Source organism: Streptomyces sp. NPDC051207, assembly GCF_040682395.1.
In the GTDB taxonomy this organism is placed as follows: Bacteria; Actinomycetota; Actinomycetes; order Streptomycetales; family Streptomycetaceae; genus Streptomyces.
Genome location: NZ_JBFBAX010000003.1, coordinates 250,297 through 263,927, shown reverse-complemented (window position 1 = coordinate 263,927; position 13,631 = coordinate 250,297). Strand labels below are relative to the sequence as shown.

Sequence of the window (13,631 nt, the reverse complement as noted above, 5' to 3'; positions counted from 1 at the left end):
TCCCCGCCGGGCCGTACGCTGATCCACCATGACCACCAGCAACAACGGCGCCGTCGACCCCGCCGTCCGCGCGGAGCTCGACCGGCTGCGCGAGAGCATCGACAACATCGACGCGGCCGTCGTCCACATGCTCGCGGAGCGCTTCAAATGCACCCAGCAGGTCGGCCACCTGAAGGCCGCCCACCGGCTGCCGCCCGCCGACCCCGAGCGCGAGGCCCGCCAGATCGCCCGGCTGCGCGCCCTCGCCGAGAGCGCCCGGCTCGACCCGGCCTTCGCGGAGAAGTTCCTGGGCTTCATCATCGGTGAGGTCATCCGCCACCACGAGCGCATCGCCGACGACACCGTGAACGGCACCACCGCCGTGGCCGACTGACCCCCTTCGGACGCCCCGCCGCCGTGGCCGACGGACCCCCGGCGGACGTCCCCGGGGAGTGACAGGGCGGCCCGTTCGGTGCATGCTTCTGTGCACTCCATGTCAGCTGACGAGCACTCCCCGTCAGCCTCGGGCCCAAACTGGTCGCCCACCCGGCAGCCAGGAGGGAGGGACGTCGGGCCATGCCGCACGATTCCGGAATCCTCATCGTCGACGATCACGAGGACACCCTCTTCGCGCTGGAGAACGCCCTGGCCCCGCTGGGCTACCGGCTCAGCCGGGCCACCAGCGGCGACGAGGCGCTCAAGCAACTGCTGCGCGGCCGTGTCGGACTGCTCCTGCTGGACGTGCGCATGCCCGGCATCAGCGGCCTCGACGTGGTGCGCTACATGCGCCGCCTGGAACAGACCCAGCACATTCCCGTCGTCCTGCTCACCGGCTTCGGCCGGGACCACGCGCTGGCCGCCGCCGCCCACGGCCTCGGCGTCGCCGACCTCGTCACCAAACCCGTCGACCCGACGGCCCTGCGCACCAAGGTCCGCTACCTGTACGACGCGCACCAGCGGCAGCTCGCCCTCCAGCGGGAGGTGAGCGAACTGCGCGCCGTGCTCGGCGCCCGCGGCGGCCCCGGCGCCGACCTCCCGCGGCCCGCCGCACGACCGCACCCCGACTCCCGCGTCCCGCTCCAGCGGCCCGGCCGGAACCACGCCGGGGAACCCGACCGCGGGCGCACCGGGGAACCGGCCCCGGACCGCGCCGGGGGACCGGCGGCCCCGGACCGCGCCGGGGAACTGGAGAAGGACCGGACATAATCCGTGATCCGGTCCGCCCCTGTGCCGCGCCCCACGGCATCAGGCAGCATGTCCTGCATGTCCGTACTGACGCGCGACGAAGCGCAGACCCGTGCCAGGCTCCTCGACGTCCACCGCTACACGATCGAACTCGATCTGACGACCGGCGACGAGACCTTCGACTCCCGCACCACGATCCGGTTCACCGTCCGCGAGGACGAGGCCGGCACGGACACCTTCGTCGAGGTCAAGCCCGCCGAGCTGCGCTCCGTCACCCTCGACGGACAACCCCTCGCCCCGGACACCCTGGACGGCAACCGGCTGCCGCTGAAGAACCTCACCCCCGGCGAGCACGACCTGCGCGTCGACGCCGCCATGCGCTACTCCCGCACCGGCGAGGGCATGCACCGCTTCACCGACCCCTCCGACGGCGAGACGTACCTCTACACGCAGCTGTTCCTGGACGACGTGCAGCGCGTCTTCGCCGCCTTCGACCAGCCCGACCTCAAGGCCGAGTTCCACCTCGCCGTCACGGCTCCCGAGGGCTGGACCGTCCTCGCCAACGGCATCACCGAACACCTCGGCGAGGGCCGCTGGAAGGCCGCCCCGACACCCCGGATCTCCACCTACCTCGTCGCCGTCGCCGCCGGCCCCTGGCACTCGGTGCGCACCGAACACCGCGGCCTGCCCTTCGGCATCCACTGCCGCCGCTCCCTGGCACCCCACCTCGACGCGGACGCCGACGAACTGCTCGACATCACCCGGCAGTGCTTCGACCGCTACCACGAGAAGTTCGAGGAGCCCTACCCCTTCGACTCCTACGACCAGGCCTTCGTCCCCGAGTTCAACGCGGGCGCCATGGAGAACCCCGGCCTGGTCACCTTCCGCGACGAGTTCGTCTACCGCTCCGCCGTCACCGACACCGAGCGGCAGACCCGCGCCATGGTCGTCGCCCACGAGATGGCCCACATGTGGTTCGGCGACCTCGTCACCCTGCGCTGGTGGGACGACATCTGGCTCAACGAGTCCTTCGCCGAGTACATGGGCTACCAGACCCTCACCGAGGCCACCCGCTTCACCGACACCTGGACCGACTTCGGCGTCGCCCGCAAGGCCTGGGGCTACGACGCCGACCAGCGCCCCTCCACCCACCCCGTCGCCCCCGAGGCCGTCGACGACACCGCCTCCGCCCTGCTCAACTTCGACGGCATCTCCTACGCCAAGGGCGCCTCCGCGCTGCGCCAGCTCGTCGCCTGGCTCGGCGAGAAGGACTTCCTCGCCGGCATCAACACCCACGTCGCCCGCCACAAGTTCGGCAACGCCACCCTCGCCGACTTCATCGACTCCCTCGCCGACGCCACCGACCGCGACGTCCACGCCTGGGCCGACGCCTGGCTGCGCACCACCGGCGTCGACACCCTCACCCCCCGCGTCACCCCCGCCGGCGCCGGCACCGTCGCCCTCACCGTCGACCGCACCGGCAGCCGCCCGCACCGCATCGCCGTCGGCCTCTACGACCGCGACCTCACCGACGAGGGCCGGCTCGCCCTGCGCCGGCGCCTCGACCTCGACGTGCCGCAGACCGAGCCGCTGCCCCTCGGCAAGCGCCCCGCCCTGCTCCTGCTCAACGACGGCGACCTCAGCTACGCCAAGGTCCGCTTCGACCCCGAGTCCTTCACGACCGTCCGCGCCGCCCTGTCCGGCGTGCCCGACCCGCTCACCCGCGCCGTCGTGTGGAACGCGCTGCGCGACGCGGTCCGCGACGGCGAACTGGCGCCCACCGCCTACCTGGAGGCCGCCCGCGCCCACCTCCCGCACGAGCGGGACCTCGCCGTCGTGCAGGGCGTGCTCGCCTTCGCCTCCACCCAGATCGCCGACCGCTACCTGAACCCCGGGCAGCGGCCCGCCGCGCTGGCCACCCTGTCCGAGCTGTGCCGCGACCTCATGCGCCGCACCGAGGACGGCGACCACCCCGGCCTGCGCCTGATCGCCGTACGCCACCGCATCGACGTCGCCGCCCACCCCGACACCATCGCCGCCTGGCTCGCCGACGGCACGGTGCCCGGCGGCCCGGAACTCGACCCCGAGCTGCGCTGGCGGGTCCTCGGCCGGCTCGCCGTCCTCGGCGCCACCGACGAGGACGCCATCGCCGCCGAGCTGGCACGCGACCCGAGCGCCGCCGGGCAGGAGGGCGCCGCCCGCTGCCGTGCCGCGCTGCCCGACGCCGAGGCCAAGAGCCGCGCCTGGGAGGCCATGTTCCTCTCCGACGGCCTCTCCACCTACCTCTTCACGGCCACCGCCCAGGGCTTCTGGCAGCCCGAGCAGGCCGACCTGGTCCGCGCGTACGTGCCGCGCTACTACGAGGACGCCGTCGCCGTCGCGGCCCGCCGGGGCCCGGCCATCGCCGACGCCGCCGGCCGCTGGGCCTTCCCCGCCCACGCCGTCGACGCGGAGAACCTGCGCCTGGGCGAGCGGTGCCTGGCCGAGGGCGAGCCGATCCCGGCCCTGCGCCGCAAGCTGGCCGACCAGCTGGACGACCTCGGCCGGGCACTGCGGGTGCGGGAGGCATAGCGGGCCGCACCGCACCGGGTCCCGTCCGCGGGGCGAGAACCGCGTCACGGACGGGACCCGGGGAGTGGGACTAGAAGACCGGCGTGCCCTCGCGCGTCAGACGCCAGTCCACCGACGCGAAGTCCTCCGGGTCCAGCACACCCTTCGCCGTCACCCACTCCGCGATCCGGGTGCGGATCTCCGTCGACTCCGCCCACAGCTCCTTCGCCGACGCCACGTGCGGGAACGCGCCGCCGCCGTTCGCCCGGTAGTTGTTCACCGCGAACACGAACTCCTGCCCGTCGGACAGCGGGGCGCCGTGGTACGTCAGGTTCCTGATCCGCGCACCGGCCGGCTGCGCGATGTCGATGTCGTACGACAGGCCCGACACGTAGTCGTAGTTGTAGTCCGGCCGGCCGTTCGCGTTCGTCAGCCTCGCCACGTCGACCGGCGCGTCCGGCGCCGTCCGCACGAAGTACTCCGCCGAGAACTCCAGGTACGCGCGCAGCTGGGCGCCCGTCATCAGCTTGGCGACCAGCGTGTTGTCGTACACGTACAGGCTGGACAGGTCGCGGATCGTCACCTCGCCCGCGGGGATCCGCGACGTCCGCGAGAACGGCGACGCCTGCGCCAGCACCGGCAGCGCCGCGTACTCGGTGCCCGCCAGCGCCGCCCTGACCACGTCCTCCTGGACCTTGGTGATCAGGTCGATGACCGGCGCGTCCTTGTACCGCGCCTCGGCCGTCGACAGCGGCGCCGTCGCGGTGCCGACGACCTGGTTGACGTACTCCACGACCTTCGCGTGCTCGTCGTGCAGCAGCGCGGAGATCTCCGGGTCGTCGGCCACGGTGTTCGCGTTCAGCAGCGACGCGGCCACCGACTCGACCTCCCAGCGGCCCTTGGAGAACACCAGCTCGATGTCGAACAGCGTCAACCGCTCGGCGTAGCACAGCGGTTCGGACAGTACGACGGTCCGGCCGGTCTGCTCGTTGACGACCTTCAGCTCCGGGATCTCCACATGCGCGTGGCCGACCAGGATCGCGTCGATGCCCGGCACCTGCCGCGCCACGTTCGCCGCGGCGTTCTCCACGTGCGGCAGTTGGTCACCGTAGGACGACGTGCCCGACGAACCCGAGTGCGCCGACACGACCACCACGTCCGCGCCCATCGACCGCAGCCTGGGCACCCACTTCGCGGCCTGCTCCTCAAGACCCGGGAATTCCAGCTTGCCCTGCACATAGGCCTTGTCCCAGATCGCGATGCCCGGGTTCGTCAGCCCCAGCACCGCCACCTTCACCGGCGGCGCGCCCGGCACCCGGAACGTCTTCATGAAGTACGGCGGGAACGCCGGCTTCTGCGTCCTCACGTCCACCGCGTTGGCACCCAGCAGCGGGAAGTCGCACTGCTCCTCGAACTTCCTGAGCGTCTCGATGCCGTAGTTGAACTCGTGGTTGCCGAGCGCCACCGCGTCGTAGCCGATCGCGTTCATCGCCTGCGCCATCGGGTGCACCGGACCGCCCTCGGCGGTGATCGGGTCGACCTTCGCGTAGTAGTACGTCAGCGGCGTGCCCTGGATCGTGTCGCCCGCGTCGAGCAGCAGCGTGTTGCGGCGGCCCCGCTCCTCGCGGACCTGCTTGACCAGCGTCGAGACACGGGCCAGGCCCTGCGCGTTGCCCTTGGCGTCGGAGTACTCCGCGTCCTTGAAGTAGTCCCAGTTGAAGACGTGCCCGTGCAGGTCGGTCGTGCCCATCACGGTCAGCGAGTACCGCTTCGAGCCCGGCCGCGCGGCCGTCTCCCCGGCGGCCCGCGCGGCCGGTGCCGCCGCGCCCGCCAGCGCCACCCCCGCCCCGGTCACGGCGGACTTCTTCAGGAACTTGCGGCGGTCCAGCGGCATGGCGGTTCTCCTCGGGGACAGTCGACAACGCGCGTAGATTCTGACCCGGACACGACGAGCGGCAACAGGCCCGGCAGGTTGCGATCCGGTGACCACCCCCTGCCGGAGAGGCGCCGCAGCGGGCGAAGGGGTGACAGAGTGGGGCGTATGGCCACTGCTGACACCCCGTCCGACGCCGCCGCGCCGCCCGCCGTGCCCTACGGCACCCCCGGCGCCCCGCGCCTCGCCGTGCGCGGCGAGGCCCACCTGGAGGTCGACCCGGAGATCGCCCGCATCGGCATCACCGTCGGGGCCCACGGCCGAGACCGCCGCGGCACCCTGGACGACCTCACCCGCCGCAACGCCACCGCCCTCGACCTCGTGCGGTCCTGCGGAGACGCGGTGGAACGCCTGGAGACCGGCGCGTTCAGCATCACGCCCGAACTCGCCGAGCACGGCCGCGGTGAACGCGTCCGCACCTACCACGGCACCGTCCACCTCCTCGCGGAACTCACCGACTTCACCGCCCTCGGCGACCTCACCACCCGCCTCGCCGACCTCGACCTGACCCGCGTCGACGGCCCCTGGTGGGCCCTGCGCCCCGGCTCGCCCGCCCACCGGCAGGCCAGGCAGCAGGCCGTGCGCGAGGCGGTGCAGCGCGCCCGCGAGTACGCCGAGGCCCTCGGGACCACCCTCACCGCCCTGGTGGAACTCGCCGACGTCGGCGCCGGGGGACCTCCGGCCCACCCGCCGTCCGGCCGCACGCGCTCCCTGTCCTACGCCGCGGCAGCCGAGGACGCGCCGGCCGCACCCCTCGATCTGCAACCCCGGCGCCAGCACGTGAGCGCCGAGGTCGAGGCGCGGTTCACGATGGCCCCGCCGAGCCTGTGAGAATTTCCGGGAACGCGTATTCGGGTCGTCACCCATTCTCCGCCCTTTTCCCGCAATTCACCGCGCGCAGGTCCGCGTGGCCGAATGGGAAGGCCGGCTCAACGCACCGGGAAGACGGCCGGAATGCTCATCGGAGCGCCCCGGTGCCCAATTCAACAGTTGTCAACAGCCCTTCATCCAAAGCTCGTTGAGTAGTCATACACGGCCAATGGCCTACCGGCCGGTAAGCCCTAGGCTCGCCTCATGCGCCGAGCGAAAATCGTCTGCACCCTGGGTCCCGCCACCGATTCGTACGACCAGATCAAAGCCCTGGTCGAGGCCGGAATGGACGTTGCCCGCTTCAACCTCAGCCACGGCGGCCACGCCGAGCACGAGGAGCGCTACCGGCGGGTCCGCAAGGCCGCCGACGAGTGCGGCCGCAGCGTCGGTGTCCTCGCCGACCTTCAGGGCCCGAAGATCAGGCTCGGCCGCTTCGCCGAGGGACCCGTACTGCTCGAACGCGGCGACACCTTCACCATCACCGTCGAAGAGGGCGCCCAGGGCGACCGCCACGGCTGCGGCACCACCTACCGCGGCCTCGCCGGCGACGTCACCCCCGGCGAACGCGTCCTCGTGGACGACGGCAAGGTGTGCCTGGAGGTCACCGGCGTCGACGGGCCCCGCGTCAGCACCACCGTGATCGAGGGCGGCGTGGTCTCCGACCACAAGGGCCTCAACCTCCCCGGCGTCGCCGTCTCCGTCCCCGCCCTCTCCGGCAAGGACGAGGCCGACCTGCGCTGGGCCCTGCGCACCGGCTTCGACGTCGTCGCGCTGTCCTTCGTGCGCAGCGGGCGCGACATCGAGGACGTGCACCGCATCATGGACGAGGAGGGCCGCCGCCTCCCGGTCATCGCCAAGGTCGAGAAACCGCAGGCGGTGAAGAACGTCGAGGAGATCGTCGCGGCCTTCGACGGCATCATGGTGGCCCGCGGCGACCTCGGCGTCGAAATGCCGCTGGAGCAGGTGCCGATCGTCCAGAAGCGCGCGGTCAAGCTGGCGAAGCGCAACGCCAAGCCGGTCATCGTCGCCACGCAGATGCTCGACTCGATGATCGACAACTCCCGCCCGACGCGGGCGGAGGCCTCGGACGTCGCCAACGCGGTGCTCGACGGCGCGGACGCGGTGATGCTGTCCGGCGAGACCAGCGTCGGCAAGCACGTCGTGGAGACGGTCCGCACCATGGCCCGCATCGTGGCGGCCGCCGAGGAGGACATGCTCGCCAGGGGCCTGCCGCCGCTGACCGAGCGCAGCAAGCCCCGCACGCAGGCCGGCGCGGTGGCCCGCGCCGCGGCCGAGATGGGCGACTTCCTCGGCGCGAAGTACCTGGTCGCCTTCACCCAGTCGGGCGACACCGCCCGCCGCCTGTCCCGCTACCGCTCACCGATCCCGGTGCTCGCCTTCACCCCCGATCCGGCGACCCGCTCCCAACTGAGCCTCACCTGGGGCGTGGAGACCTTCCTCGGCCCGCACGTGGATTCCACGGACGCGATGGTCGACCAGGTCGACGAACTGCTCCTGGAACACGGCCACTGCCAAAAGGGCGACACGGTCATCATCACGGCAGGCTCCCCACCCGGCGTCTCGGGCTCGACCAACATGGTCCACGTCCACCACATGGGGGAGCGGGGCGCAAGCGCCTAGCGGGACAACGAGAAACGGGCCCCTCGCACGAGGGGCCCGCTGTGGTATCCGCTTGCTGAGCGGTGACCTTGGAATCGCAGGAAAAGTGCCCCGGGTCGGACTCGAACCGACACTGTACGGGTTTTGAATCCGTTGCCTGCTGCCAATTGGGCTACCGGGGCTCGCGGAATCCAAGGTGTCCCGGACCCTCCGCGCGTCCACCTTACCGTAGCTAGGTAGGCTCTTGTCAGCAGTACCCCTGCCCCGAACGAGGAGCCCCCGTGACCGCCGAGTCGCCCCAGCCCGTAGACGTGTCCGACGACGACAAGTCGCACGTTCCTCCGGTGACGACCCGAGTCGTCATCGCCGAGGACGAGGCCCTGATCCGGCTCGATCTGAAAGAGATGCTCGAAGAAGAGGGGTACCGCGTCGTCGCCGAGGCCGGTGACGGTGAGCGGGCCGTCGAGCTCGCCCGCGAGCACAAGCCGGACCTCGTGATCCTGGACGTGAAGATGCCCAAGCTCGACGGCATCTCCGCGGCCGAGAAGATCACCGAGGAGTCGATCGCGCCGGTCCTCATGCTCACCGCCTTCTCGCAGCGCGACCTCGTGGAGCGCGCGCGGGACGCGGGGGCCATGGCGTACCTGGTGAAGCCGTTCAGCAAGAGCGACGTCGTCCCGGCGATCGAGATGGCGGTCTCGCGCTACACGCAGCTGAAGGAGCTGGAGAAGGAGGTCGCCGACCTCTCCCAGCGGCTGGAGACCCGCAAGCTGGTCGACCGCGCGAAGTCCATCCTGCAGACCGAGTACGGCCTGACGGAGCCGGCGGCCTTCCGCTGGATCCAGAAGACGTCGATGGACCGCCGGATGTCGATGCAGCAGGTCGCCGAGGCGGTCATCCAGGACAGCGAGGAGAAGAAGTCCTCCAAGTCCGGCGGCTGAGGCCGGTCCGGCACGGCCGGCGGCAGCCGAAGCCCGTCCGGCCCCGGTGTACGACGCGCGGCCCGCGCCCCGGTCTTTCCGGGAGCGCGGGCCGCGTCGTCGTGCGGGGCGGGGGCTCAGTCCTCGCCGAGGTACGCCTTGCGCACCGACTCGTCGTGCAGCAGGTCCTGCCCGGAGCCCGACAGCACGATGCTGCCGACCTCCATGACGTGACCCCGGTCGGCCAGCGACAGGGCGGCCTGGGCGTTCTGCTCGACCAGCAGGATCGTCGTGCCCTGGGACTTCAGCTCGGCGATCGTCGACATGATCTTCTGCATCATGATCGGCGACAGGCCCATCGACGGCTCGTCCAGCATCAGCAGCTTCGGCCGGGACATGAGCGCGCGGCCCATGGCCAGCATCTGCTGCTCACCGCCGGACAGGGTGCCCGCGGCCTGCCTCCTGCGCTCCCCGAGGATGGGGAACAGGTCGTAGGCGCGCTGGATGTCCTGTTCGATGCCCGGCTTGTCGTTGCGCAGGAAGGCACCGAGGCGCAGGTTGTCCTCGATGGTCATGCGCGGGAAGATGTGCCGCCCCTCGGGGGAGTGGGCGAGCCCCAGCGAGACGATCTCGTGCGCGGGGAACTTCTTCAGCGACTTGCCGTTGAACCGGATCTGGCCGCCGACCGGCTTGAGCAGGCCGGACAGCGTGCGCAGCGTCGTCGTCTTGCCGGCGCCGTTGGTGCCGATGAGGGTGACGACCTGGCCGGCCTCGACGGTGAAGGAGATGCCCTTGACGGCCTCGATCTTGCCGTAGGCGACTCGCAGGTCCTCGACTTCGAGCAGTGCGGTCATCGGTCGTTCTCCTTGCCGGGCGCGGCGTCCGAGTTGTTGTCGGCGTTCGCCTCGGCGGCCCGGACCTCGGCGGCCTCCTCGTCGCCGGGGGCGTCCTCGAAGGGCTCGCCGAGGTAGGCGGCGACGACGCGCTCGTCGCCCTGCACGGTGGCGGAGTCGCCCTCGACGAGTTTCTCGCCCTGCACGAGGACGGCGACGCGGTCGCAGAGGTTGAAGATGAACCGCATGTCGTGCTCGATGACCAGGACGGCGATGCCCTGGTCCCGGATGGCGAAGACGAGTTCCTCGGTGGCCCGGGTCTCCTGCGGGTTCATGCCGGCCGTGGGCTCGTCCAGCAGCAGCAGGCCCGGCTCGCTCGCCAGCGCCCGCGCGATCTCCAGCTTGCGCTGCTCGCCGTAGGGGAGGTTGCGGGAGAGGTGGTCGGCCTTGCTCGCCAGACCCACGAAGTCCAGGAGTTCCATGGCGCGGGCACGCGAGGCGTTCTCGGCCTTGTGGAAGCCGGGGCCGCGCAGCAGGGCGGACCACAGGCCCTCCCTGGTGCGGGTGTGGCGGCCGACCAGCACGTTCTCCAGGACCGTCATGTTGGCGAACAGCCGGATGTTCTGGAAGGTGCGGGCGATGCCGGCCGCGGTGACCTTGAAGGACTTGGGCGGCAGGACGTTGCCCTTGTAGCGGACCTCGCCCTCGGTGGGGATGTAGAGGCCCGTGAGGCAGTTGAAGAAGGTCGTCTTGCCGGCGCCGTTGGGCCCGATGAGGCCGACGATCTCGCCGCTGTTGACGGTGAGGTCGACGTTCCGTACGGCCGTCAGGCCGCCGAAGCGCATCGTGACGCCGCGGGCGTCGAGCACGGTCTCGCCGGGCGTGACGCCGGGGGCGGTGCCCTTGGTGGTGGTGTCGGTAGTCATCGTGGTCAGGCCCCTGCCTTGCTGAGGACTGCGGGCGCCGGCGCCTCTTCGTGGAATTCGAGCTGGCGTCGCCGGTTCGGGATGAGGCCTTCCGGACGGAAGCGCATCAGCAGCACGAGCGCGAGTCCGAAGGCGAACAGCTGGTAGTCGCCGAGGAACTGGAGCTTGGCGGGGATCAGGTAGAGCAGCGAGGCGCCGACGAGCGGGCCGAGGATCGTGCCCATGCCGCCGAGGACGACCGCCGCCAGCAGGAACGCCGAGTTGGGCGGCACCACGTGGGCGAACTGGTACTGCTCCGGGGTCACCGTGTAGGTGACGTGGGCCTGCACGGTGCCCGCGAGGCCGGCCAGGGCGGCGCCCAGGGCGAACGCGATGAGCTTGACCCGGAAGCCGTTGATGCCCATGGCGAGCGCCGCGGTCTCGTCCTCGCGGATGGCGACCCAGGCGCGGCCGATCCGGGAGTCGCTGCTGCGCCGGAAGACGACGACCACGATCAGCGTGACCAGCAGCATCAGCAGGAAGTAGTTGGCGAACCGGGCGATGGTGAACCCGGCGATGGTGTGTTCCTGCCCGAAGTCGAACCCGAGGATGTTGAGGTTCGGGATCGAGGAGATGCCGTTGGAGCCGTTGGTGATGTCCGGTCCGGACGTGCCGTCCATGTTGAGGACGGTGATCCGGAAGATCTCACCGAAGCCGAGGGTGACGATCGCCAGGTAGTCGCCGCGCAGGCGCAGCGTCGGGGCGCCGATGATGACGCCGAAGACCATGGCGACGGCCGCGCCGAGCAGGGCCGAGGCCCAGAACGGCAGCTGCACGTCGAACGGCGAGGAGGGCGAGCCGGAGACCATGGCCGCGGTGTAGGCGCCGACACCGAGGAAGGCGACGTAACCGAGGTCGAGGAGGCCGGCGAGGCCGACGACGATGTTCAGGCCCAGGGCGACCGTGGCGAAGATCAGGATGTACACGCCGATGGTGGCGTACTGGTCGTCGGACTGGGTGAACGGGAAGGCCACGGCGGCGACGAAGGCGCCGGCCATGGTAACCACGCGGTGCTTGGCGGTGATCGCGGACACGCGGCTGACGAGTCCGGCCTTGGCGATGGCCGCGAAGGCGAAGCCGGCGGTGATCAGGAAGCCGATGAACAGCTCGTCGTACTCGGTGCCGATGCCGTACGTGAAGACGGTCAGGCCGAGGGCGAGGGCCGCGACGATGATCAGGATCTCGGCGTACGCGGGCAGTGTGATCGCGGGCTTGGCGGGGGTGCCGCCGGCGAAGGCCGCGCGGTAGACGGCGAGCCGGGAGCGCAGGGTGTGGCGGTACTGCTCCCACGCGCTGTCGTCGGGGTCGATCGGCTCGGGCTCCGGCCAGGTGAACGGCAGGGCGAGCGCGCCGATGAGCGCCACGAGCGTGGCCGCGGCCACGACGTAGCCGCCGGGCTCCAGGTTGACGACGCCGCCGAGCTTGCTGCTGATGGCGATGACCGTGAACCAGGCGGTGGCGAAGGTGCCGAGCGCGGCGAGCTTGAGCGCGCTGTCGGCGCCCGCGGGGGTCAGCCAGCGCAGGCCCTTCACCCCGTACGAGGACAGGCCGAACAGGGCGGTCAGGGCGCCGCCGATGAGGACGAGGACCTGCAGGCCGCCCGGGTAGCCGTAGACGGTGAGGTCGCCGGGGAAGGCGGAGGTCCAGGTCCAGGCGAGGAACGTCGAGAGGACGGCGAGGACGCCACCGCCGGTGGCGAGGGCACGGCCGATGTTCTCGGGGATGCCGACGAGTCCCCTGGGGGCGCCCGCGGCGGGCGTGCCGGGGGTCTTGGCTGCGGTGATCTGTGTGGTCATCGGTGTCACGCCCTGTCCGCGACTCGCTCGCCGAGCAGGCCCTGGGGCCTGAACAGGAGCACGAGGATGAGGAGTACGAAGGCCCAGACGTCGGCCCAGGACTGGCTGCCGAACTTGTCCATGCCGGGGATGTCGGCGATGTACGCGGTGGACAGCGACTCGGCGATGCCGAGCACCACGCCACCGAGCATGGCTCCGTAGATGTTGCCGATACCGCCGAGGACGGCCGCGGTGAAGGCCTTCAGACCGAGGATGAAGCCCATCCGGAAGTCGATCTGGCCGTACTTCAGGCCGTAGGCGACACCGCCGACGGCGGCGAACACGGCGCCGAGGGCGAACGCGACCACGATGATGCGGTCGGTGTTGACGCCCATGAGCTTGGCCGTGTCCGGGTCCTGCGCGGTGGCCTGCATGCCGCGTCCGGTGCGGGTGCGCATCACGAAGTACGCCAGGATCGCCATGCTGACGGGGGCCGCGATCAGCAGGAACACGTCACCGGTCTGGATGGTCACGTCGCCGATGTGGAAGGGGCCGCCGGGGATGCTGGGGAAGGTGCGCGCGGACTTGGCCTCGGGGTACCAGGCCCACACCGCCTGCTGGAGGGCCAGCGAGAGGCCGATGGCGGTGATGAGCGGGGCGAGGCGGGGGGCGGTGCGCAGGGGCCGGTAGGCGAATCGTTCCGCTCCCACGGCGACCAGTGCGGCGACCAGGGCGGCACCGATGAGCATGAGCGGCAGGGCGATCCACATGGATGTGCCGCCGGGCAGGACGTACACGTAGACCGTGAGCGCGCCGAAGGCTCCGGTCATGAAGATCTCGCCGTGGGCGAAGTTGATGAGCTGGACGATGCCGTAGACCATTGTGTAGCCAATGGCGACCAGCCCGTACATGGATCCCAGTAGCAGGCCGTTGACCAGCTGCTGCGGCAGTTCGTTCACCGCATGTCCTCCGAGACGTTCGGAAAAGTTCGACGGATGGGG

Annotated in this window: 11 protein-coding genes and 1 tRNA gene; 6 read left to right on the top strand and 6 right to left on the bottom strand. The window is 71.0% G+C overall.

Annotated elements, in window-relative coordinates:
• Nucleotides 1–28 precede the first annotated feature (28 nt).
• The 3 genes from AB0M97_RS04730 (at nt 29) to pepN (ending at nt 3,735) form a co-directional block, all read left to right on the top strand.
• The gene (locus AB0M97_RS04730) at nt 29–373 is read left to right on the top strand and encodes a chorismate mutase (RefSeq protein WP_365959268.1); all 345 of its coding nucleotides are present in this window, start codon (nt 29–31) and stop codon (nt 371–373) included.
• Between the two features lie 182 nt (nt 374–555).
• Nucleotides 556–1,185, top strand: coding sequence for a response regulator (locus AB0M97_RS04725; protein WP_365959267.1), 630 nt, complete (start codon nt 556–558; stop codon nt 1,183–1,185).
• A gap of 57 nt (nt 1,186–1,242) precedes the next feature.
• The gene (pepN, locus tag AB0M97_RS04720; protein WP_365959266.1) at nt 1,243–3,735 is read left to right on the top strand and encodes an aminopeptidase N; all 2,493 of its coding nucleotides are present in this window, start codon (nt 1,243–1,245) and stop codon (nt 3,733–3,735) included.
• 70 nt (nt 3,736–3,805) lie between these two features.
• Here the strand turns inward: pepN and AB0M97_RS04715 are convergent, their stop codons facing one another.
• Nucleotides 3,806–5,608 (bottom strand): 5'-nucleotidase C-terminal domain-containing protein, encoded by a 1,803-nt coding sequence (locus tag AB0M97_RS04715; RefSeq protein WP_365959265.1) that lies wholly within the window; start codon nt 5,606–5,608, stop codon nt 3,806–3,808.
• A gap of 147 nt (nt 5,609–5,755) precedes the next feature.
• Between AB0M97_RS04715 and AB0M97_RS04710 the strand changes: the two genes are divergently transcribed.
• Together AB0M97_RS04710 and pyk are read left to right on the top strand one after the other, a co-directional pair.
• Nucleotides 5,756–6,478 (top strand): SIMPL domain-containing protein, encoded by a 723-nt coding sequence (locus tag AB0M97_RS04710; RefSeq protein WP_365959264.1) that lies wholly within the window; start codon nt 5,756–5,758, stop codon nt 6,476–6,478.
• 243 nt (nt 6,479–6,721) lie between these two features.
• Entirely contained in the window at nt 6,722–8,158 is a 1,437-nt protein-coding gene (gene pyk, locus AB0M97_RS04705; RefSeq protein ID WP_365959263.1) for a pyruvate kinase, read from the top strand.
• An 86-nt stretch (nt 8,159–8,244) separates the two neighbouring features.
• On the opposite strand, the gene AB0M97_RS04700 is transcribed toward pyk, so the two are convergent.
• Nucleotides 8,245–8,319: transfer RNA gene (locus AB0M97_RS04700), tRNA-Leu, on the bottom strand.
• A 99-nt stretch (nt 8,320–8,418) separates the two neighbouring features.
• Between AB0M97_RS04700 and AB0M97_RS04695 the strand changes: the two genes are divergently transcribed.
• Nucleotides 8,419–9,078, top strand: coding sequence for a response regulator (locus AB0M97_RS04695; RefSeq protein WP_365959262.1), 660 nt, complete (start codon nt 8,419–8,421; stop codon nt 9,076–9,078).
• Between the two features lie 116 nt (nt 9,079–9,194).
• Here AB0M97_RS04695 and AB0M97_RS04690 read toward each other — a convergent pair whose 3' ends face one another.
• The 4 genes from AB0M97_RS04690 to AB0M97_RS04675 are packed head-to-tail and all read right to left on the bottom strand — an operon-like array spanning nt 9,195 to nt 13,589.
• On the bottom strand, nt 9,195–9,911 hold the full coding sequence (locus AB0M97_RS04690) for an ABC transporter ATP-binding protein (protein ID WP_365959261.1): 717 nt from the start codon (nt 9,909–9,911) through the stop codon (nt 9,195–9,197).
• Nucleotides 9,908–10,816, bottom strand: a complete 909-nt coding sequence (locus tag AB0M97_RS04685; protein WP_365959260.1) for an ABC transporter ATP-binding protein — start codon at nt 10,814–10,816, stop codon at nt 9,908–9,910. Before AB0M97_RS04685 ends, AB0M97_RS04690 begins: the two co-directional genes overlap by 4 nt.
• Nucleotides 10,817–10,821: 5 nt before the next feature.
• Complete coding sequence (locus tag AB0M97_RS04680) at nt 10,822–12,651, bottom strand: branched-chain amino acid ABC transporter permease (protein WP_365959259.1); 1,830 nt, start codon at nt 12,649–12,651, stop codon at nt 10,822–10,824.
• Between the two features lie 5 nt (nt 12,652–12,656).
• The gene (locus AB0M97_RS04675) at nt 12,657–13,589 is read right to left on the bottom strand and encodes a branched-chain amino acid ABC transporter permease (protein ID WP_365959258.1); all 933 of its coding nucleotides are present in this window, start codon (nt 13,587–13,589) and stop codon (nt 12,657–12,659) included.
• Nucleotides 13,590–13,631: the final 42 nt, after the last annotated feature.